Source organism: Haloferax elongans ATCC BAA-1513, from assembly GCF_000336755.1.
GTDB classification, from domain to species: Archaea; Halobacteriota; Halobacteria; order Halobacteriales; family Haloferacaceae; genus Haloferax; species Haloferax elongans.
On sequence record NZ_AOLK01000022.1, the window covers coordinates 257,294 to 277,134 of the forward strand.

The window sequence follows — 19,841 nt, forward strand, 5'->3', positions numbered from 1 at the left end:
CGCGCTCGAACGCTTTTTTGAGATCGAATCCAAACAGCGTCGCTAAAACTCAGTCCCGGCCAGTCCGCGGTCGGTGATTTTGAATGCTGCTTTCTCCCCGGCGGGCTTCGCGCGGTGTTTCTCTAGCGTCGCCCGGCGGTTGCCGCCCCGGAAGCGGTCGAGACGGAGCACCGTTCCCGTCCAGTGTTCGAGGGTGTGGCCGCCGAGTGCCCGCGTGCGGTCGGATTCGGGGTCGGAGTACACCTGATTCGTGAGGACGACCGCGATGTCGTGTTTGCGCGCAATCGAGAGGAGGTGCGTGACCTGTCGGGCGACGCGGCGAAGCGTTTCGCCGCCGTCGCCCTCACCGGCGCGTTCGAGGCGATAAAAGCCCGTCGCGGAGTCGACGACGATGAGGTCAGCCTGCTCGGCGAACTCACTGGCGTCGCGAACGGCTTGCTCTTGGTCTTCGAAGTCGTACGCCTCGCTTATCATCAGTCGCGATGTCACGGCCTCCACGTCGCCGGGGGCGACCGCTTCGGCGAGTTGTTGGAACCGGTCGACCGACAGTCCCTCGGTGTCGATGTAGACGACGGTTCCACCCTCGGCGGCGACGCGAACGGCTGCCGAGAGGGCGACGTTCGTCTTTCCGGCCGCTGGCGGGCCGTAGACTTGCGTGACCGTCCCGCGCTCGAAGCCGCCGTCGAGCAGGTCGTCGAGGGGTTTACACCCGGTGGAGACTGGCTCTGTCACGACGGAAGGTGTGCGCCACCGACCGAAAAAGTCCTCGGTCCGGGTGGGGTGTGAAATCGCGATACGTTTTATCCGCTCGGTCACGAAGCTCTCAGCGTGATAGTCGTCGCCACCGCGGACTTCGAACTCTACCACGAAGCCGTGGCCGAACTCCGAAGTCGCGGGGTCACCTTCACCACCGTCGAGCCGGGTGACCCCCTGCCGGACCGCGCCGAAGTCGTCATCACCAGCCCCGACGACGAGGTCGAAACCGACTGCTCGCGAGTGACCGCGACCGGTGACGACGCTCGCCGCGCAGTCGACGAGGCACTCGCAACACTCCGCGGCGGCGGCGGGCGAATCGTCGTCGGCGTCGACCCGGGAACGAGACCCGGAATCGCCGTCCTCTCGGGCGAGACTGTCGTCGCGGCGTTCCACGTCCCGCTCGCAGACGCCGTCGATGTCATCCGAAGCGAGACGGACGACGCCGTCGACCCGCTGGTCCGAATTGGCGACGGCGCGCGCCTCCAGGGTGCGAAAATCATCAACGACCTCGACGACGTCCCGGTCGAACTCGTCGACGAGACCGGAACGACCCCCTATCTCGGCTCCGGTGCGCGCGGGATGGGTGACGTGCTCGCCGCGGTCAACATCGCACGCATAGACGGTGAGCGAATCGACTCCCGCGAGATAGAACCGACCGACGGCGAACTCCAGCGCATCAAATCCAAGTCCCGCGAGCGCTCCAGTGACAACCGGACGATAGACGACGAACTGGCCCGCCGCGTCGCTGGCGGCGAGTTGAGTGTCGAGGAGGCACTGGACGAACACCGCGAGCGTGAAACGTGAGTCGGTCGCCGGTGTCACGCTGGCAGTTCAACCACTCGTTTCGTCCCGAATTGTTCCGATTAGTCCGCGTCTAACTCCCGAATTCGCGTGTTTTGAGGTTCGGGCTTATACGGGTTCGGCGCGTATCTCCAGCCTATGACATCCGTCAGCCCGAGCGCACTCGACGAGTCGCTCTCGTCAGTCCACGACGGAACAGAGTGGGTCGACAGACACGCCTACCCGTTCGAATCGAAGTGTCTCGGTCTCTCGGCCGGTGCAGTTCACTTCGTCGATGAGGGACCGGACGACGGCGGGGAGGCGACGCTACTCATGCTCCACGGGAACCCGACGTGGTCGTTTCTCTACCGACACCTGATTCGCGGCCTGCGCGACGAGTACCGGTGTGTCGCACTCGACTACCTCGGGTTCGGACTGTCGGACCGCCCCGACGACTTTTCGTACCAGCCCGAAGCCCAGGCTGCTGTCGTCGAGGAGTTCATCCACGAACTCGGACTCGAAGACGTCGTCCTCGTCGTCCAAGACTGGGGCGGCCCAATCGGTCTCTCGTACGCCATCGAGCGCCCCGACAACGTCCGCGGACTCGTCGTGATGAACACGTGGATGTGGCCCGTGAACGAGGAGACGCATTTCAGTCGCTTCTCGTCGCTCCTCGGAAGTCGCCTCGGACGCGAACTCATCGAACGGTTCGACCTCTTTACACGGGTGATGATGCCGATGGGGTTCGCCGACCGCTCGAAGCTCTCGGCGGCGGCACGCAAGCAGTACCGCATGGCGAACCGCGGCGACAGAACCGCAACAGCAGTGTTTCCGAAGGCGATTCTCGATTCGACCGCGTGGCTCTCGTCGCTGTGGGAACGCCGCGAGCGCATCGCGTTCCTCCCCGCGCGAATCATCTGGGGGATGGAAGACATGGCGTTCCGTCCGGCCGAACTTCGAACGTTCGAGGGGCTGTTCGCGAACTCCTCGTCGGTCCGACTCCACGGGGTCGGCCACTACGTCCAAGAGGAGTTTGGCCCCGACCTCGTGCCGCTGGTTCGGGACTTCCTCGAAACGTTGTGAAGTCGCCCGCGCTGTGTTTATCACCGCACCGAGCAACCGCTTCTGAATGGACCCGAACATAACGGTCGTGACGCTCGGCGTGTCGGACCTCGACGAGTCGATTCGCTTCTACCGCGACGGTCTCGGATTTCCCCTGCGCGACCGCGACCCCGACAGTGACATCGCGTTCTTCACACTCGACGGGACGTGGCTCGCGCTCTACCCGTGGGACGCACTCGCCGAGGATGCGACCGTCCCGCCAGAGGCCGTCTCCTCCCCAGCAGAACGCGACTTCTCGGGCGTCACGATTGCCCACAACGTCTCCGAGAAATCGGACGTCGACGCCGCTCTCGAAACGGCCGAAGCCGCGGGCGGAGAAATCGTCAAGCCCGCACAAGAGGTGTTTTGGGGCGGCTATTCCGGGTACTTCGCCGACCCGGACGGCCACCTGTGGGAAGTCGCGTATCCGAAACTCACCGACGACTGAACAGCCGAATCGGTGCAGTCAGTCGTTCTCGACGACCGCATCGACCGCCCGGCGCATGACTTCCCGAACTGCGAGGCCCGTCTCTTTCGCCACCGCGAGCGCGTCGTCGTACTCGGCGCTGCGGTCGTAGACATCGCCATCGACGTCGCTTGCGATTTTGACCGCGACCTCGTAGGTGTCGCCGTCGATATCCAGCGACGCCGTCTCGAACTCGCGGCGTGCCGTCCAGCGGTGGCCCGCGCCGTGTTCTCTGATTCCGAGGGTTCCCGTTTCGACCGCGAGGCGGTAGGCGACGCGCTCGACGTCGTCGGGTTTGACGATGACCTTCACGAGATGACCCGGTCGGGACTTCTTCATCGTCGTCGGCAGGATGGTTACGTCACGTGCGCCCGCGTCTTTCAGCGTCTCTTGGAGGCTCCCGAGAACCTCGGGTTCGACGTCGTCGAGGTTGGTCTCCAGGACAGAGATGTCGTCTCGGACGAGTCGTGAGCCGCCGTCGCCGACGAGCGCACGGAGGACGTTCGGGTGGTCGGGGAAGTCCCACCCGCCAGCGCCGTAGCCCGACGACTCGACCGAAATCGAGGGGAGCGTCTCGACGCCCTCGGCGACGTGCGCGAGGATTGCCGCCCCCGTCGGGGTGAGCAGTTCGGCCTCGACCGGCCCGCCGCGGATGGACCAGTCGGCCTGTTCGACGACGTTGAGAACCGCGGGCGCGGGAATCGGGTAGGTACCGTGGCTCATCGTCGTCTCGCCGCCACCGACCGAGATGGGGCCGGTCACGACGCGCTCGACGTCGAGGTCATCGAGGAGGAGACACGTTCCGACCACGTCGGCGATGGCGTCGTCCGCGCCGACCTCGTGGAAGTGGGTCGCTTCGAGGTCGGTGCCGTGGACCTCGGCCTCGGCCTCGCCGAGGATGCGGAAGATAGCGGTCGCGTCCTCGATGACCGAGTCCGGCAGGTCCATCGATTCGACGAGTTCGACGACTTCGGGGTAGGTCCGGTGTGGGCCGTGCCCCTCGGCATGGGTGTGGTCGTGGTGGTGGCTGTGGCCGTCGTCACCGTGGTCGTGCGAATGTCCGTGGGTGTGTCCGTCCTCGTGGGAGTGTCTGTGCCCGTGGTCGGAGTGACTGTGCCCGTGGTCGCTCCCACTGGCCAGACTGCCACGGAGGCGATGCTCACGACGTGAGTCGTGGTCGGTAGCGTCGTCGTCAGCATCGACGTCAGCGACCTCGTCGGCATCGGCGTCTGAATCGGATTTGTGCCCGTATTCGTCCGCGCCGTGGCCTTCGCCACGCGGGTCGCCGCCGTCGGTCTCGGCGAGAAGCACGTCGACTTTGGTCGCCGAGATGCCGTTTTTATCGACGGTACGGATGCGGTAGGAGACGTCGAGGTCGTCCTCGACGGGGGAGAGGACGTCCGGGTCGGCACCGGCGGCGACGAGCGTACCGAGAAGCATGTCGCCGCTGGCACCCATCCGGCCGTCGAACGCGAGCAGTCGCATACCAATTCGTTGCTGTCGAAGGGTAAAAACGCCCGGCATCGTCGCGGCCGGGGGGTGTTTAGTCGGTAGGGATTAGTAGCCACCTGCCGTAGGGTCTGGTAGGCTGTCACCTGCGGGAAGACTGTCACCGAGGTCGACTCGGGGAAGGACTTATCCGAAGGCATCTCACAGGTATCAGCATCCCCGCGAGGATACTATGAACGAAGTCCAACTCGAAGTGGCGAAGGCGTACCCGAACGACTCGGGGCGCGGTATCGCCCGTCTTGACCCGGACACCCTGCTCCATCTCAAGCTCTCACCGGGCGACATCATCGAGATAGAAGGAGGGAAGACGACCGCCGCGAAGGTGTGGCGGGCAGACCGGCAAGACTGGAATACGGATACGGTTCGCATCGACGGGTTCACTCGGCAGAACGCCGACGTGAGCATCGGCGAGCGCGTAACTATTCGCAAGGCAGAGGCCAAGAAGGCCGACAAGCTCGTGCTCGCGCCGCCGGAGGAGGCGAGCGTGCAGTTCGGCTCTGACGCGGCCGGTATGGTCAAGCGGCAGATTCTCAAGCGGCCCGTGGTCGAACGCGACATCGTCCCGGTGATGTCGAGTACGAACCACCCATTCATGCGGTCGCCGGGACAGGCCATTCCGCTCATCTCGGTCGAGACGAAGCCTGAAGGCGTCGTCCTCGTCACCGAGGACACCGAGGTCGACCTCCGCGAGGAGCCGATTTCGGGATTCGAAAAGACCGGCGGCGGGATTACCTACGAGGACATCGGTGGCCTGACCAACGAGATTCAGCGCGTCCGCGAGATGGTCGAGTTGCCGATGAAGCACCCGCAAATCTTCCAAAAGCTCGGCATCGAGCCGCCGCAAGGGGTGCTGCTCCACGGCCCGCCCGGGACGGGGAAGACGCTCCTCGCCCGTGCGGTCGCCAACGAGACCTCTGCCAGTTTCTTCTCTATCGCTGGCCCGGAGATTATCTCGAAGTACTACGGCGAGTCCGAACAGCAACTCCGCGAGATATTCGAGGACGCCAAAGAGGAGTCGCCGAGTATCATCTTCATCGACGAACTCGACTCCATTGCGCCGAAGCGTGAGGACGTGACTGGCGAGGTCGAACGCCGCGTCGTCGCCCAACTCTTGACGATGATGGACGGCCTCGAAGCCCGCGGTCAGGTCATCGTCATCGCGGCGACGAACCGCGTCGACTCCGTCGACCCCGCGCTGCGTCGCCCCGGTCGGTTCGACCGCGAAATCGAAATCGGCGTGCCCGACGAGGAGGGTCGCAAGGAGATTCTCCAGATACACACCCGCGGCATGCCGCTTTCGGACGACGTGAACCTCGACTCGCTGGCCGACGACACCCACGGCTTCGTCGGTGCCGACATCGAGGCGCTGACCAAGGAGGCGGCGATGAAGGCATTGCGCCGCTACCTGCCGGAAATCGACCTCGACCGCGAGGACATCCCACCGAGTCTCATCGACCGGATGGTCGTCAAGAACGACGACTTCGGCGGTGCCCTCGGCGAGGTCGAACCCTCGGCGATGCGCGAGGTGCTCGTCGAGATTCCGAAGGTCACGTGGGACGACGTGGGCGGTCTCGAAGACCCCAAACAGAAGGTCAAAGAGAGCGTCGAGTGGCCGCTTGTCACTCCCGAGAAGTTCGACCGCATGGGCATCGAGGCACCGAAAGGCGTCCTCCTCTACGGCCCACCCGGGACGGGGAAGACGCTCATCGCCAAGGCCGTCGCCAACGAGACGAACGCGAACTTCATCTCGGTGCGCGGGCCGCAACTGCTGTCGAAGTGGGTCGGTGAGTCGGAGAAGGCGATTCGGCAGACCTTCCGCAAGGCGCGGCAGGTGTCGCCGACGATTATCTTCTTCGACGAGCTGGACGCGCTCGCGCCAGCCCGCGGCAACGACATGGGCAACAACGTCTCCGAGCGCGTCGTCAACCAGCTCCTGACCGAGTTGGACGGCCTCGAAGACGCCGGGAACGTCATGGTCATCGCGGCGACGAACCGCCCGGACATGATTGACCCCGCGCTCATCCGTTCAGGTCGCTTCGACCGACTCGTCCTCATCGGCCAGCCCGAGGAGGAAGGCCGCGAGCAGATTCTGGACATTCACACCCAGTCGACCCCGCTCGCGCCGGACGTGAGCCTCCGCGAAATCGCCGAGATTACCGACGGCTACGTCGGGTCGGACCTCGAATCCATCTGCCGCGAGGCAGCTATCGAGGCGCTCCGCGAGGACGACGAGGCCGAGGAAATCGAGATGCGACACTTCCGCAAGGCGATGGAGGCGGTGCGGCCGACCATCACGGAAGACCTGATGCGCTACTACGAAGAGATTCAAGACCAGTTCAAGGGCGGCTCCCGCGAGGGACTCTCCCCCGACACCCGCGACGGTCGTATCGGCTTCCAGTAAGTCGACGCCTGCGGGGGTCTCGTTTTTTAAGAGTATCAGACCGATAGCGGGGGCGCTATCTGGCGGTCCGCCTCTGGCGAAAATCCGAATCCGTAGAATACGATAGTGATGACGTGTTGAATAGAGAGGGTGTATCGGTCAGCAGGTCAGTCGGCGGGAGCGACCGTGGTGCGCTGTTCTTCAGCAGGTGACGTACTCATCTCCGCTCCGAGACCGATTCCTGCAACGGCGACACCCATAACAAGCAGTCCGAGCGGACTTCGAAGGCTTCCAAGTGGAAGGTCTGAGTGGATACCGAACAGCGGGACTCCCGTCACCAAGAGAGCGAGCAGAATCTGTGGAACAGTGTTTGGGTTCTCCAGACTGGACAGATTTCGGGCCACTAACCACCCAGCCATGCCCCACGTGAGTCCGAGAAACAACAGTAATTGTGCGTCCCACGACCCATCGAGATAGTACACCCCAGACGCGAATATGCCAGCGATGACACCAACTGAGAGGGCTTTGGAGTCGACCATGCTTTCGAGACAGAATATAGACATAAAAGTGTTGAGTCAGACGTGAGATGGGTCTGTCAATCCCGAACCTGTTGTCACAGAATTATTTTGTGAGTCTGTTCCGAACAGAAGGTAATGGATAGAAAACGACTTATGCGCTATCTTTTTGCCGGTTACATTCTCGCTGTGTTATTAGTTCAAGCAGCAGGTGGGGGTGACGCCTTTCCAATCACCAACGGGATAAAAACAGTCAACGTCGCCCTTCTCCTCGGTCTGGTTATCCTGCTGCTCGTCAATTACTACGTCCATCACAGCGAGACCAGTCCACGAATTCACGAGTAGTTTTGGACGACCCCCAACCAGAGTCCAACACGACCGCAACGCCCCCCACAGAGTCAGTTAGGACTGGTGTGACACACATATAGAGTGTATCCCGCGAGTGAGTCACTTTCGAGAGGGCTGACCAGTACATTTTTGTCAACGGATTCGAGTATCAGGTGATAGAGCTGACCGATGACCGTTTCTTTCTGCTTCTGAGCTGACTGTCACCTCCGTCTCCATCGAGGGTGTCGTCAGCTTCGCGTGCCGCTGTATCGCTCGTTAGCCACCCTGCAGCCACAGATACATCATGTCACGACCAACGTTTATCGAGTGCGACCGGCTCGAACTCAAGCCCCCTGAAGAAGACGACATCGAGTTCCTCAGAGAGGGAGCGAACCACCCTGACGTCCGCCGATACATCAACGTATTCAGAACCCCGTACACCGAAGAACGCTACCGAGACGAGCTTTGGCCAAGAGAACACGACGAAGACACTGTCTCGCTACTCGTCGTTCCGACCGACGGCGATCTCTCGGGGGAGCCAATTGGCTCGGTACAACTCGCCCCCGTTATCTATACAGATGGATACGCGAACTTTGGCGTGTGGTTCCATCCGAAGGCGTGGGGAGAAGGATACGCCCTCGAAGCTAGCGCACACCTGCTTGAATACGGATTCAAAGAACTCAGATTACACCGTGTCTCTGCGACCGTGATGGCCCCAAACGAGGATTCTCAGTCGCTTTGTCAACGTCTCGGATTCGTACACGAAGGGACTGCTCGCCAATCACAATTCGCGAACGGGGAGTACGTGGATGTCGAACGGTACGGGTTACTCGCTTCGGAGTGGGAAGGCCCGAACGAGGTGCTGGAGAGTTGACGAGGTAACGAAGTCGTCTCTGGTACCCTGTACAGGGGATACGTCTACTGACCGACCCCTCTCGATGGGCAGACCTGACGAAGCAATCGAGGAGGCACTGACAGGAAAGTAGATGAGGTAGTGGAGAGACATGTCGGTGTGCTCCTTTGGAACGTGGTGAATGTATATTCTCAGAGACCGGTTCCGACACTGAATCCAAACCCACCGATTGTAGGCCATGAGTGACCGAATTATCGGCTACGACGTGGCACGGTCGTTCGCCGTCGTCGGGATGGTCATCGTGAATTTCGAGATTGTGATGGGGGCCGGTTCGAATGGCCCACACTGGGTGTTGTCTATCTCACAGTTGTTTCACGGCCGCGCGGCCGCCTTGTTCGTCGTGTTGGCGGGCGTGGGAATAACGCTGTACACGAACAGAGCGCGACTGGCGGGAGATAGCGAGACCCTCCGAAAAAAGCGGAACACGCTGTTCAGACGTGCGGTGTTCCTCTTCGTGGTTGGATTACTGTACGTCCCTATCTGGCCAGCAGACATCCTGCACTTCTACGGATTGTATCTCACCATCGGTGCGCTCGCCGTGACCGCGTCCAGACGGCGACTGTGGATACTCATGAGTGGGTTCGTGCTCGGCTTCGTGGTGCTCCTGTTCGTCGTCGACTACGAGCGCGGCTGGGATTTCGCGACACTCACCTACACGAACTTCTGGACCGTCCGCGGCATGGTCCGACATCTACTGTATAATGGCTTCCACCCAGTGTTCCCGTGGGTGGCGTTTCTGCTGTACGGGATGCTTCTCGGCCGGATGAACCTGCAGAACGTCACCCTTCGGCGGCGGGTACTGGCCGGTGCAATCGCAGTCGTGGTCGTCGCAGAAGCGACCTCCCGGATGCTCACCGAGACACTCGTCAGTAGTCTCCCATCGGTTCCGCAGTCGGATATCGTGGCCTTGTTCGGGACTCAGCCGATGCCGCCGATGCCGCTCTACATTCTCGCGGGGGCTGGTACCGCGACTATCGTTATCACAGGGTGTCTCGAACTCTGTGAGTACGTCTCTGATGAGGACCTGCTGCAGCCATTCGTCGCGACCGGACAGATGGCGTTGAGCCTCTACGTCGCACACGTCTTGCTCGGAATGGGTGTTCTGGAGATGGTTGGTCGCCTCGAAAACCAGTCGCCACCCTTTGCGATGGCCAGCGCACTCACGTTCTCCGTACTCGGTATCATCTTCTCGTCTCTCTGGCTCCAACGGTACTCACGCGGCCCACTCGAACAGGTCATGCGCACGCTGACGGATAGGACGTTCTGGTCGTGAAAACGGGAGGTGGTGAATCGCGTGCTAGGGTTTACTATCACTGTTTCACGGCTCGCGCTCTCAGAACAGGGTGATAATATAACAGGTGAGGAATCCCACCCCACCGCGGAGAGTATCCCACCACGGCCTAAACCGAGTTGGGCAGCTCGGTTAGGCAAGGCGCCGGTGTTTACTGTCAGAGGCACTCCGGCAAATAACACAACGACGTACTGTGACATAAATTGTTGATTTCACTCCGGCAGTAACAACAGGATATTCAACCAGGATGAGGCCATAGGAAAACGAATGACCACAAACAGCGTGAATGGGACTAAATTCATCCACTAGAGTTCCCCTCGATACCTGCCGTAGTGTCCTCTCCCCACTCGTCGCCGAGGAGATAGTCGTACACCGACTCTCGCTGGACGGCATGTCTGTCGTCTGTGGTTTCTTGAGACTTGTGACAATCACGACTGCTGTTTCTGTCTGGCACGCTTCGACGTTCGGCTATCTGTTCGTCCAGACGCAGGCCTGACCTACTGTCCCATCTCTGGTGGGTCTGTTTGCACCGAACAAAACGAAACCGCAGCGATACCCTTAGAACAGAAGCGAGTCGTCGTTGTCAATCATGTAGAGCGTCCGCGCCGCCACGTTGACCGCGTGGTCGCCGATGCGTTCGAGGTCACGCACCGTAAGTAGGAGGCGGCGGACGTCGATGAGGAACTCTTCGGGGTCGAGTTCGCCGTCGCCTTCGAAGTCGCTTCCAGTCATAAGGTCGCGCACGATGGTCTGGGAGGCTTGGTTACACATCGTGTCGATGTTGTCGTCGCGCTCGGCCACGGAGTGACACAGTTCTGTGTCTTCGCTCTCGTAGGCATCCATGGCCTGGTCGACCATGTCGAGGGCGGCATCGCCGATACGTCGGATATCGACTTCCGTGTACACGTCGTTTTCCGCGTCGATGGCGTACTGTGCGAGGTTCGTCGCGAGGTCACCGATACGTTCGAGGTCGGTGATAATCTTGAACGAGGCCGTGATGAACCGGAGGTCGCTCGCGACTGGCTGTTGGAGTGCGAGCAGGTCGATGCAGTCCTGTTCGAGGTCGAGGTAGATGCGGTTGATTTCGTGGTCACCTTCGATGACTTCCTCGGCTTTGCGCTCGTCTTTGTCTTCGAGCGCATCGAGTGCGTATCGGACGCGCTCGGCGACGAGCTCGCTGAGGTACAAGACGTCCTCTTCGAGTTCGTTGAGCAGCGTTTGATAACTGTTGCGGGCCATACGTGGCGTTGCGTTAGGCGTGGTGAAATTCCTTGTGATGCCACTGGTGACGATAGCATGTGACAAGCAAAAACCAGATAAGAAAGCGAGAGACCGGAACCCCGCACGTGGGCGCAACTGCCCCGTGTGGTCGACTATCCGAACTTCCCGGTGATGTAGTCTTCGACGCGCTGGCTCTCGGGGTTCTCGAAGATTTTCTGGGTGTCGTCGAACTCGACGAGTTCACCGCCGGTGAGGAAGACCGCGGTCTTGTCTGAGATACGCGCCGCCTGCTGCATGTTGTGCGTGACGATGACCACGGTGTAGTCTTCGGCGAGTTCCTCGACGAGGTCCTCGATTTGCGAGGTTGCGACAGGGTCGAGCGCGGATGCCGGCTCGTCCATCAGGAGGACTTCGGGGTCGGTCGCAATCGCGCGAGCGATACAGAGGCGCTGTTGTTGGCCGCCGGAGAGGTCGAGACCGGATTCGTGGAGGCGGTCTTTGACCTCGTCCCAGAGGGCGGCGCGCTTCAGCGATTCCTCGACGATTTGGTCGTAGTCGCCGTCGATACCCTGAATCTTCAGACCGTAGACGACGTTGTCGTAGATGCTCTTCGGGAAGGGGTTCGGCTTCTGGAAGACCATCCCGACGCGACGGCGGAGTGCAACGGGGTCGACGTCGTCGTCGTAGACGTTCTTGCCGCGAAGCGTCAGGTTCCCCTCGACGCGCGCGACGTCGATGAGGTCGTTCATCCGGTTGATACACCGGAGGAACGTCGATTTCCCACACCCCGACGGACCAATCATCGCGGTGACGCTGTTTTCGGGAATCTCCATCGAGATATCCGTGAGCGCGTGGTCGTCGCCGTACCAGACGTTGATGTCTTCCGATTCGATGACGATATCGGCGTCGTCTGTGACCGAACTCTCGGCCGCCGAGAGGCCATCACTCACGTCGGTCTCGACGAGCATCTCGTCGTTCGTCGGGTCGTTTGTCCCGGTCATTGCTGATGATTCAACCTCGGTCTCTTTGTCTCTTTGGCTCATTGGCTGTATTAGGTTTCGCTTTCGTACTTGTTCCGGAGGACGATGGCGATGGAGTTCATCGCGAGGAGCACTGCGAGGAGAACGACGACACCAGCGGGCACGGCCTTGGTGTAGAAGTCCTCACTGGCGAACAGACTCGACCACGCATACACCTGCAGCGGCATCGCGCTTACCTTCGACGAGAGTTCCGTCGGGAGGTTGAAAAGCACGTTCGGGGCACCAATCATGATGAGCGGTGCGGTCTCACCGATTGCGCGGCCGAGCGCGAGGATAGTCCCAGTGAGGATTCCGGGGAACGCCTCGGGGAGAACCACGTTCCGAACCGTCTGCCAGCGTGTCGCGCCCATTCCGTACGATGCCTGTCGCATGTCGTTCGGGACAGAGCGAATCGCCTCACGAGAGGAGATGATGACGATTGGCAGGATGAGCAGTGCAAGCGTCGCACCACCGATGAGAACGGTCCCGGTTGCCTGTCCGAGGTACGTGACGAACACGCCCAGACCAAGCAGTCCGTAGACGACAGAGGGGACGCCAGCGAGATTCGAGATGTTGACGTCGATAAAGCGGGTGAACCGGTTGTCCGGGGCGTACTCTTCGAGATACACCGCGGCACCGACACCGAGCGGGAACGAGAGTGCGGCCACGGTGACCATCAGGAGGATGGACCCACCGATGGCGGGGTAGAGACCAGCGTTCTCGGCAGACCCGCTGTGCGAACTGGTGAGGAACTGCCAGTCGGTCCACGCCTGCGGTCCGGCGAATCCGAGCGCGTCGACGGCGACAGCGCCGACGAGCGCGCCGACGATGACGGTAGCCGCGAAGACGAGGCCGGGTTTCAGCTCTTCGCGGGTGATAACAGAACCGCCAGCGTACGCCGCGGTGGGAACGAACGAAACCGCGGTCACGACGACGAGCGCGTTGGCATCGATACCGACCAACGGTCCGACGATAGCACCGAGGGCCGTGAGAACGAGCGCGCTTGCACCGGCGGCCAATCCAGCTTTGTTGTCTTCGCGAACCCGAGCGATGTACTGACCGACGACGAGTGCAGTGACGCCGCCGAGGACGAGCGTCAGGATAATCCAGTCAGTGGGAACGACTGGGGCCTTCTGGACGAGTTCCGGGATGCTGTGGAAGTAGCCCGGGACGCCAAACAGCGAGAGGAAGAACAACAGGCCTGTGGCGGCCACGCGTGCGGTGAAGGGAATCTGCCTTTCGTACTTTGTCAGCAGGACGGTCCCGGCCACGGCGACGACGAGACCGACCGCATAGGAGAACCCGGTCAGTGGCGGGATGATATCGATGAAGACGATTGCGACGCCACCGCTGAACATCAGCGAGACGAGCAGCGCGCCGACGACCATGCCACCGAGTTTGAGCGCTTCGCGGTTCCGACGATAGAGTGCGCCGCCGACGAGTATCGTCGGAAGGACGAGCGTCAAGAAGAACGTCAGGTGCCATCCGGCGTCGGCCGTGAGCGGCTGAATGGCGTCGTTGGCGACGTAGACGAGAAGCACCGCCAGCGTGACGATACCGAACATCGTCGCGGCCAACAGCAAGTACCGGAAGATGAGCCCGGCGGTCCGGCTGACTTGCCCGAACCCTTGTGCGTAACTGGAATCTTGTTCGGTTGCCATCTCAGTAGACCTCCCGGTAGCGTCGTGCGACGAAGTCGCTGATGATGTTCATGATGAGTGTGATGACGAACAGGACCAGCCCGATTGCGAACAGACTGCGGTAGGCGAGGCCGCCACCGGTGATGTCACCGGTCAGAAGCTGGACCATCGCGGCCGTCATCGGCAGCGCGCCTTCGAGGTACGATGCCGGGTTCAGCGGGTTGAGGAACTTCGCCTGCGCACCGGCGGCGACGGTGACGGCCATCGTCTCGCCGATTGCACGCGAGAGCGCGAGAATGAACGACGAGAAGATGCCGGAGAGCGCGGCGGGGACGACGATACCCGTCGAAACGTCGAACTTCGTCGCACCCATCCCGTACCCGGCCTGTCGGAGTTCGTCAGGCACGGCCGACATCGCGTCTTCACTGATGGACGCGACCATCGGGATAATCATGATGCCGACGACGATGCTCGCCGAGAGCATGTTGAACGTCCCGATGTCGGGGAAGACGACCCGCAGCGCGGGCGTGATGTAGATGAGCGCGAAGAACCCGTAGACGACGGTTGGGACGCCGGCGAGGATTTCGAGCGCAGGCTTGAGGAGGGAGCGAGCCTGCGGACTCGCGTACTCGCTCAGGTAGATGGCCGTCGCCACTCCGAGCGGGAGTGCGATGATGGCGGAGCCGAAAGTCACCATCAGCGTAGCCGAGATGAGGGCCATCACACCGAACTCTTTGCTATGTATTTGCCAGGTCGTTCCCGTGAGGAAGTCGACGAGGTTCGCCGTCTCTCCTGCGACACCCATCAGCGGTGCGGTGAGGCTGAAGAACTTGGACGCCTCTGTGATGAGGAGCCCAACGATGCTGAGGGTTGTGACGACGGAAAGCGCCGCGCACAGGAAGAAGAACGACCGCGTCAGCAACTCACGCGGAGCGTTCTCCGTGTTCCGCGTGAGGTCTGCTTCGAGGTCATCTGTACTCATTGGATTGTATGAATCGTGGTGTATGAAAAAGCGCTTCGTTACCCTATTCTGGCAGTAGACGCTCAGTTAGCCTCTTCGATGGCCGAATTGAGCTTATCGAGCATCTCCTGCTGCTCGTCTTCACCGAGCGGCACGTAGCCGACTTCGTCGGCGACGATTTTCTTGCTCGTGGAGTTTTCCATCCAGTAGCGGGCGAACTCGGCGACGTGGTCCTTCGCGAGCGACCCCTTGGCGGGGTAGGTAAACAGCGGGCGCGAAAGCGGCGTGTAGTCGCCGGAGAGCGCCGTGTCGAGGGACGGCTCGACGTAGCCGTCGCCGTTGTCGACAGCGACTGCCTGGACGGCGTCGGTGTTCTCGCTGTAGTACGCGAAGCCCATGTAGCCGATAGCGAACTCCGACCCCATGACACCCTGAATGATGGTGCGGTCCTGTTCGGTCGCAGAGTAGTCCTGACGGTGACCCGGACCTTCCTCGCCGATGATGGCCTCGATGAAGTAGTCGTAGGTACCGGAGGCGTCGGTGGGACCGAAGATTTCGATTTCTTCCTCGGGCCACTCGGAGTTGACGTCGGACCACATCGTCGGCTTCCCTTCGGCCGAGAAGATGGTCTTGAGCTGCTCGACGGTGAGTCCCTCGCCGATGAAGTCGTTGTCGTTGTTGACGATGACCGTCAGAGCGTCGGTTGCGACCTTGAGTTCGACGGGAGTGACGTCGTTATCCGCACACTGCTGTTCTTCCTCGCCCTTGATGGGGCGCGAGGCGTTGTTGAAGTCCGTCTGGCCGGGACAGAAGTAGTTCGCGAAGCCGCCACCGGAGCCGGTGGACTGGAGATTGATGTTGACCTCGGAGTGCTCCTTCTTGAAGCGCTCTCCCATCGCGGTAGCAAGTGGGAAGACGGTCGAAGAGCCAGCGATGTTGATGTCGCCCGAGAGCGTCGCGCTCTCGCCGGAGCCAGACCCCGAACCGGAGTCCTCAGAGCCACCCGAGCCACCGGACGCTTCGGTGGGTTCGGATTCAGAGTTGCTGTTGTTTTCCGTACAGCCAGCGAGCCCGGTGAGTCCAGCCGCGCCAGAAGCAATCAGGAACTTGCGTCGCGACAGGATGTCGTCCGTCTTGCGCGTCATTATCGCTATGAATCCGATTTGTGGGTAAATACGCTGCTATGACAAATATATAGAGGTACGTTCTGGTATGTGGGTCATGGGGACTGACAGAACATTCGATGCGAATCTCCGGGTCAGTGAGCCGTCCTTCGGATAGCAGTGAGGCGTGTGAATATCTCCCGAAGCGTTCGACTCCCCGCAACCCCCGGGGTGATGATTACGGCCTGACACCACTTGCCCCCCAAGAGATGGATATTGGCACTCGTATCACCCCCAACTAACCCGAAACTCCACCCAACAGGGTAATTCCATCCACCATTATATAGAGATAGACAGTTTTATTGTGCGTAAACGACCATGCTCGCGTATGGTCGAAACCCGAAAGGTGCAGGTGACAGGCGGTTCCACCTACACCGTCTCCATCCCCAAAGACTGGGCGACGGAAAACGGCGTCTCCGCCGGAAGCGAAGTCGAATTCTACCCCGAAGGCGACTCCTTATTCTTGACTCCGCGCTCCGAAGAGGAGCGAACCGAGGGTACTCTCGACATCACGAACCTCGAAGGCGACGAACTCACGCGCGCGGTCATGACGATGTACGTGAGTGGGTTCGACATCATCGCGCTGGAGAGTTCGCGCATCACGACCGACCAGCGACGAACCATCCGCGAGGCGACCCAGAGTCTCGTCGGGCTGGAAGTGCTCGAAGAGACGCGCGACCGAGTAGTCATCCGCGACTTGCTGGACTCGTCCGAGCTCTCGATTCACAACGCGGTCACGCGCATGCGACTCATCTCACTGTCGATGCTCGAAGACGCTATCGCGGCCCTTGCCGAACTGGACACGGACATGGCCCGCGACGTCATCCAGCGCGACGACGACGTCGACCGTCTCTGGATGGTCGTCTCCCGAATCTTCCGCGCCACCCTCCGCACTCCGAAGGCGGCCGAGGAACTCGGCCTGCCCCGTGAGGCGTGTTTCGACTACCAATCCGCCGCACGACAGCTCGAACGTATCGGCGACCACGCGACCAAGATTGCCCACCTGACGCTGAACTTCGAAGAACCCGTCGACGAGGAAATCGTCGTTGCCATCGAGGACCTCTTCGACGAGGCCAAGAAGGTCGTCAACGGCGGGATGGACGCCCTGTTCGCCGAGGACAGCAACGAGGCGACGCGACTGGCAAACGAGTCGCGTGAGGCCGTCCAGGCCATCGACGAGCGAGCCCGGAAAATCGACGAACTCCTCCGCGGTCTCGACCCAGCCCGTGCGCAACTGCTCGGTCTCATCGTCGACTCCGTCTCCCGGAGTGCCGACTACGGCGGCAACATCGCCGAGACGGCGCTTCAGAAGGCCGCACCGACGCCCTAACCGCTCTCTTTCGACCACCAGAGAGTCGGAGGCGCCTCTCCAAATCTATTGAGTTTATTTCACGGTGCTTCCTCGAGCGGCGGTGCTATCGCTCAGTGAGGCGAGTGGCATGCCGCTGGCTCTCAGCAAAAAGACAGTCGGTGCCGCGTCAGGAGCGACGCGGCAGAGAGAACGTTATTCTTCGTCGACGGCGACGGCGTTGACCTGACCGTCCTGACCGGGACGGGAGGTAACGCGGGCGCGACCGGCGCTCGTGTCGATGATGGAGCCCTTCGTGATGATGTTCCGGCGGGCGTAGTTGACGTTCGACGGGTTGTCGATGACGCCTTCGATGTCGGCCTGCGTGACCTCTGCGCCGTCGGCGACCTGTGCGACGTTCGTCGAGAGCGTGCGGAGCTTCTCGTTGTCGCCGCGGGAGTCGATGGTCTGGAATCGGGGTTCGCCGACCGTCGTGGCGGCGGGCTCGCGACCCAGCTGGTAGCGCTTCTTGTTCGAAGACGGCTTGAGCCGCCCACCGGTTCGCTTCCGCTTGGAGCGTCCTTGGTCCTTCATACGGGGTAAAAACCTCGGTGACTACTTGAATCGCTCGAATCAGCTCTTGTGAGGCGTTCGCATATGTGTGTGGCGGGGAGCTGAGCGTGTGGAGGGACGCACCGAAGCGAACACAAACCATTTTGGTCGCCCACCGCCGCCTCCGAACCAATGAGTCTCGACGTCACCGTCGCCGTCCCGTTCCGTCAGCACGGGTCGACCCGCCTCGGCGAGGGCGAGTTCGTCGTCGCCCTGTCGCTCGACCGCGACTGGTTCTCGCCAGACCAGGCAAAACGCCTCATCGACCTCGCCGCGGGCCGCGGCCTCGTCGAACGCGACGGCACCGAAATCGTCGCGACGTTCGACCCCGCCGACGTGCAGGTTCCCGAGGAGTTCGAACCAGACGCGTCGGTCCTCCGCGAGCAGTCCGCGTTCGAACAGATTCTCGACGCCTGCGTCGCTGCTGGCATCGAAAAACAGGCTGCCGTCGCCGGTATCAACGAGCGACAGTCGAAACTTGGTGTGACCGCCGAGGCTGCCGCCGTGCTCTTCGCTCGCTCGAATGGCGTCGAGGTAGGCGACGCGGCTGCGAAGGCCAAGTCAGGGTTAGCGGAGTAACACCCGGCGCGACACGGTCCGGCCGAAGCGACACCCCAAAACCGTCGCCCCGCGAACGTCGGGTATGGTCGTCGATAGACTCTCGGACGGGAAGCGCATCGCACAGCTTCTCGCGTCCGAACTGACCGGGCACGAAGACACGTTCTCGATTCTCTCCATCGTCGATTCCGACGCCGACGTCGAGCCAACCGACGACGGGGCGCTCGCCTACGCCGTCGCGGCCGACAACGAACGCGTTGCCGAAGTGTACGTCCAGCCCGACCGGACCCGAATCGAATTCATCGCCTACCCCGACGTAACCGCCGAGGCAGCGGACGAAGAAGGGCTCCGGGTTCGTCCAAAAGCAGTCCGGCCTCCGCGGACGCTGGTGTTCGTCGAAGACGGTGCGCAGGTGAAGTGGACGCTTCCGGCGTTCCGCGCGTTAGTCGCAGCACTCGAAGCTGACGCGGACGAATCGAACTGAGAGCGAACGCAGCCGAATCGAACCGAGAGCAGACGCGAGAAGAAAAATCAGCGGTCAGCGAGCAGTTTCAGAGGTCGGCGAGCAGTTCGGGGAGTCGCGTCGGGAGTTCGGCGCGAGGGATGTGTGCGATAGCCCGTGGGTCCGGGTCGTCACAGCCCTCGCCGAGCACCTGAACGGGACGGATACCGACGTCGTGCGCACCGGCGATATCGTGGTGGACGCTGTCGCCGACGTAGACCAGTTCGTCGGGCTCGACGTCGAGCGCATCGAGGAGCGCGTCGAACGCCCGTCCGTCCGGTTTGCCAGCCGGGAGCGCGCCGGTCACGAGGGCGGCGTCGAAGTAGTCGTTCCAGCCGAGTTTGTCGAGTTTCGCCTCCTGTGCGACGACCGGACCGTTGGTGAGGAGGCCGACGCGGTAGGTCGTTCTAAGCCCCGCGAGCATCGCCGCGACGCCCTCGACGGGGACGACAGCGTCAGTGATGCGTTCGCGGTAGGCCGTCGCCACGTGCTTCGGATCCACCGCCGAGTCGTGCTCGGCGAGCAGTGACTCGAAAATCGGCGTCCGAGTGCGGTTCGTGAGGTTTTGTTGGTGCGCCTCCAGATACGCCTCTCGAGACAGTTGCGGTGCGCCCGCCGCAGCCGCAGCTTCTTCGAGGATTGTCTCGCGGTCCCGCGTCGGGACGGCGAGCGTGTAGTCGAGGTCGAACCCGACTGCGGTGACAGACATCGTCGTCGGAGCCTTGGACAGCAAGTGATATGAGCGTGCCGGGAACCGGCAGTGCATCAACTGTCGTTTGGGCGCGGGAGTCGCCTCCGATGGAGAGGCGGGTTTTTTACTGTCCGCGACGACGCCGAGG

Annotated in this window: 20 protein-coding genes; 10 read left to right on the forward strand and 10 right to left on the reverse strand. The window is 61.7% G+C overall.

All coding sequences use genetic code 11. The features are described 5' to 3' along the window. Window positions 1-42: 42 nt before the first annotated feature. Window positions 43-732 carry a DNA repair and recombination protein RadB gene (gene radB, locus C453_RS15780; protein WP_049907745.1) on the reverse strand — a complete coding sequence of 230 codons (690 nt, stop codon included), beginning with the start codon at window positions 730-732 and terminating at the stop codon, window positions 43-45. A gap of 96 nt (window positions 733-828) precedes the next feature. On the opposite strand from radB, the gene C453_RS15785 reads away from it, so the two are divergent. From C453_RS15785 to C453_RS15795, 3 genes are all read left to right on the forward strand, one after another. Then, the gene (locus C453_RS15785; protein WP_008325979.1) at window positions 829-1,560 is read left to right on the forward strand and encodes a hypothetical protein; all 732 of its coding nucleotides are present in this window, start codon (window positions 829-831) and stop codon (window positions 1,558-1,560) included. A 135-nt stretch (window positions 1,561-1,695) separates the two neighbouring features. Then, window positions 1,696-2,619 (forward strand): alpha/beta fold hydrolase, encoded by a 924-nt coding sequence (locus tag C453_RS15790; RefSeq protein WP_008325980.1) that lies wholly within the window; start codon window positions 1,696-1,698, stop codon window positions 2,617-2,619. A gap of 46 nt (window positions 2,620-2,665) precedes the next feature. Beyond that, window positions 2,666-3,085, forward strand: coding sequence for a VOC family protein (locus C453_RS15795; protein WP_008325982.1), 420 nt, complete (start codon window positions 2,666-2,668; stop codon window positions 3,083-3,085). Window positions 3,086-3,103: 18 nt separating this feature from the next. Here the strand turns inward: C453_RS15795 and larC are convergent, their stop codons facing one another. Further along, window positions 3,104-4,588: a nickel pincer cofactor biosynthesis protein LarC gene (gene larC, locus C453_RS15800; RefSeq protein WP_008325983.1), complete on the reverse strand. Its 1,485-nt coding sequence runs from the start codon at window positions 4,586-4,588 to the stop codon at window positions 3,104-3,106. 196 nt (window positions 4,589-4,784) lie between these two features. On the opposite strand from larC, the gene C453_RS15805 reads away from it, so the two are divergent. Beyond that, window positions 4,785-7,013 (forward strand): CDC48 family AAA ATPase, encoded by a 2,229-nt coding sequence (locus C453_RS15805; protein ID WP_008325984.1) that lies wholly within the window; start codon window positions 4,785-4,787, stop codon window positions 7,011-7,013. Between the two features lie 146 nt (window positions 7,014-7,159). Here C453_RS15805 and C453_RS15810 read toward each other — a convergent pair whose 3' ends face one another. Further along, entirely contained in the window at window positions 7,160-7,531 is a 372-nt protein-coding gene (locus tag C453_RS15810; RefSeq protein WP_008325985.1) for a hypothetical protein, read from the reverse strand. Window positions 7,532-7,645: 114 nt separating this feature from the next. Here C453_RS15810 and C453_RS15815 point away from each other — a divergent pair, with 114 nt between their 5' ends. The 3 genes from C453_RS15815 (at window position 7,646) to C453_RS15825 (ending at window position 10,020) form a co-directional block, all read left to right on the forward strand. Continuing rightward, complete coding sequence (locus C453_RS15815; RefSeq protein WP_049907747.1) at window positions 7,646-7,852, forward strand: hypothetical protein; 207 nt, start codon at window positions 7,646-7,648, stop codon at window positions 7,850-7,852. Between the two features lie 286 nt (window positions 7,853-8,138). Further along, window positions 8,139-8,708 (forward strand): GNAT family N-acetyltransferase, encoded by a 570-nt coding sequence (locus tag C453_RS15820; RefSeq protein WP_008325987.1) that lies wholly within the window; start codon window positions 8,139-8,141, stop codon window positions 8,706-8,708. 217 nt (window positions 8,709-8,925) lie between these two features. After that, window positions 8,926-10,020 carry a DUF418 domain-containing protein gene (locus C453_RS15825; RefSeq protein WP_008325988.1) on the forward strand — a complete coding sequence of 365 codons (1,095 nt, stop codon included), beginning with the start codon at window positions 8,926-8,928 and terminating at the stop codon, window positions 10,018-10,020. A 576-nt stretch (window positions 10,021-10,596) separates the two neighbouring features. On the opposite strand, the gene phoU is transcribed toward C453_RS15825, so the two are convergent. The 5 genes from phoU to C453_RS15850 form a co-directional block, all read right to left on the reverse strand. Next, the gene (phoU, locus tag C453_RS15830) at window positions 10,597-11,277 is read right to left on the reverse strand and encodes a phosphate signaling complex protein PhoU (protein WP_008325989.1); all 681 of its coding nucleotides are present in this window, start codon (window positions 11,275-11,277) and stop codon (window positions 10,597-10,599) included. Window positions 11,278-11,411: 134 nt separating this feature from the next. Further along, the gene (gene pstB, locus C453_RS15835) at window positions 11,412-12,260 is read right to left on the reverse strand and encodes a phosphate ABC transporter ATP-binding protein PstB (RefSeq protein WP_008325992.1); all 849 of its coding nucleotides are present in this window, start codon (window positions 12,258-12,260) and stop codon (window positions 11,412-11,414) included. A gap of 50 nt (window positions 12,261-12,310) precedes the next feature. Then, a complete protein-coding gene (gene pstA / locus C453_RS15840; RefSeq protein WP_008325993.1) occupies window positions 12,311-13,939 on the reverse strand; it encodes a phosphate ABC transporter permease PstA in 1,629 nt (542 codons plus the stop codon). 1 nt (window position 13,940) lies between these two features. After that, on the reverse strand, window positions 13,941-14,900 hold the full coding sequence (gene pstC, locus C453_RS15845; protein ID WP_008325994.1) for a phosphate ABC transporter permease subunit PstC: 960 nt from the start codon (window positions 14,898-14,900) through the stop codon (window positions 13,941-13,943). Window positions 14,901-14,962: 62 nt separating this feature from the next. Beyond that, window positions 14,963-16,024: a PstS family phosphate ABC transporter substrate-binding protein gene (locus C453_RS15850; protein WP_008325995.1), complete on the reverse strand. Its 1,062-nt coding sequence runs from the start codon at window positions 16,022-16,024 to the stop codon at window positions 14,963-14,965. A 346-nt stretch (window positions 16,025-16,370) separates the two neighbouring features. Here C453_RS15850 and C453_RS15855 point away from each other — a divergent pair, with 346 nt between their 5' ends. Then, the gene (locus C453_RS15855; protein WP_008325997.1) at window positions 16,371-17,372 is read left to right on the forward strand and encodes a phosphate signaling complex PhoU family protein; all 1,002 of its coding nucleotides are present in this window, start codon (window positions 16,371-16,373) and stop codon (window positions 17,370-17,372) included. Between the two features lie 174 nt (window positions 17,373-17,546). On the opposite strand, the gene C453_RS15860 is transcribed toward C453_RS15855, so the two are convergent. Beyond that, on the reverse strand, window positions 17,547-17,924 hold the full coding sequence (locus C453_RS15860) for a 30S ribosomal protein S8e (protein WP_008326004.1): 378 nt from the start codon (window positions 17,922-17,924) through the stop codon (window positions 17,547-17,549). Between the two features lie 150 nt (window positions 17,925-18,074). Between C453_RS15860 and C453_RS15865 the strand changes: the two genes are divergently transcribed. Together C453_RS15865 and C453_RS15870 are read left to right on the forward strand one after the other, a co-directional pair. Beyond that, on the forward strand, window positions 18,075-18,521 hold the full coding sequence (locus C453_RS15865; protein WP_007542741.1) for a DUF2240 family protein: 447 nt from the start codon (window positions 18,075-18,077) through the stop codon (window positions 18,519-18,521). Between the two features lie 64 nt (window positions 18,522-18,585). After that, complete coding sequence (locus C453_RS15870; RefSeq protein ID WP_008326005.1) at window positions 18,586-18,984, forward strand: hypothetical protein; 399 nt, start codon at window positions 18,586-18,588, stop codon at window positions 18,982-18,984. Window positions 18,985-19,051: 67 nt separating this feature from the next. On the opposite strand, the gene C453_RS15875 is transcribed toward C453_RS15870, so the two are convergent. After that, a complete protein-coding gene (locus C453_RS15875; protein WP_008326006.1) occupies window positions 19,052-19,711 on the reverse strand; it encodes an HAD family hydrolase in 660 nt (219 codons plus the stop codon). Between the last annotated feature and the right edge of the window lie 130 nt (window positions 19,712-19,841).

Bases quoted from the DNA above. Each gene is read 5' to 3' on its own strand.
- C453_RS15860 (WP_008326004.1), bottom strand. From the start codon at position 17,924: ATGAAGGACCAAGGACGCTCCAAGCGGAAGCGAACCGGTGGGCGGCTC.
- phoU (WP_008325989.1), bottom strand. From the start codon at position 11,277: ATGGCCCGCAACAGTTATCAAACGCTGCTCAACGAACTCGAAGAGGAC.
- C453_RS15805 (WP_008325984.1), top strand. From the start codon at position 4,785: ATGAACGAAGTCCAACTCGAAGTGGCGAAGGCGTACCCGAACGACTCG.
- C453_RS15870 (WP_008326005.1), top strand. From the start codon at position 18,586: ATGGTCGTCGATAGACTCTCGGACGGGAAGCGCATCGCACAGCTTCTC.
- C453_RS15850 (WP_008325995.1), bottom strand. From the start codon at position 16,024: ATGACGCGCAAGACGGACGACATCCTGTCGCGACGCAAGTTCCTGATT.
- C453_RS15815 (WP_049907747.1), top strand. From the start codon at position 7,646: ATGGATAGAAAACGACTTATGCGCTATCTTTTTGCCGGTTACATTCTC.
- C453_RS15825 (WP_008325988.1), top strand. From the start codon at position 8,926: ATGAGTGACCGAATTATCGGCTACGACGTGGCACGGTCGTTCGCCGTC.
- C453_RS15810 (WP_008325985.1), bottom strand. From the start codon at position 7,531: ATGGTCGACTCCAAAGCCCTCTCAGTTGGTGTCATCGCTGGCATATTC.
- pstA (WP_008325993.1), bottom strand. From the start codon at position 13,939: ATGGCAACCGAACAAGATTCCAGTTACGCACAAGGGTTCGGGCAAGTC.
- pstB (WP_008325992.1), bottom strand. From the start codon at position 12,260: ATGACCGGGACAAACGACCCGACGAACGACGAGATGCTCGTCGAGACC.
- larC (WP_008325983.1), bottom strand. From the start codon at position 4,588: ATGCGACTGCTCGCGTTCGACGGCCGGATGGGTGCCAGCGGCGACATG.
- C453_RS15795 (WP_008325982.1), top strand. From the start codon at position 2,666: ATGGACCCGAACATAACGGTCGTGACGCTCGGCGTGTCGGACCTCGAC.
- C453_RS15875 (WP_008326006.1), bottom strand. From the start codon at position 19,711: ATGTCTGTCACCGCAGTCGGGTTCGACCTCGACTACACGCTCGCCGTC.
- pstC (WP_008325994.1), bottom strand. From the start codon at position 14,900: ATGAGTACAGATGACCTCGAAGCAGACCTCACGCGGAACACGGAGAAC.
- C453_RS15855 (WP_008325997.1), top strand. From the start codon at position 16,371: ATGGTCGAAACCCGAAAGGTGCAGGTGACAGGCGGTTCCACCTACACC.
- C453_RS15865 (WP_007542741.1), top strand. From the start codon at position 18,075: ATGAGTCTCGACGTCACCGTCGCCGTCCCGTTCCGTCAGCACGGGTCG.
- C453_RS15790 (WP_008325980.1), top strand. From the start codon at position 1,696: ATGACATCCGTCAGCCCGAGCGCACTCGACGAGTCGCTCTCGTCAGTC.
- C453_RS15820 (WP_008325987.1), top strand. From the start codon at position 8,139: ATGTCACGACCAACGTTTATCGAGTGCGACCGGCTCGAACTCAAGCCC.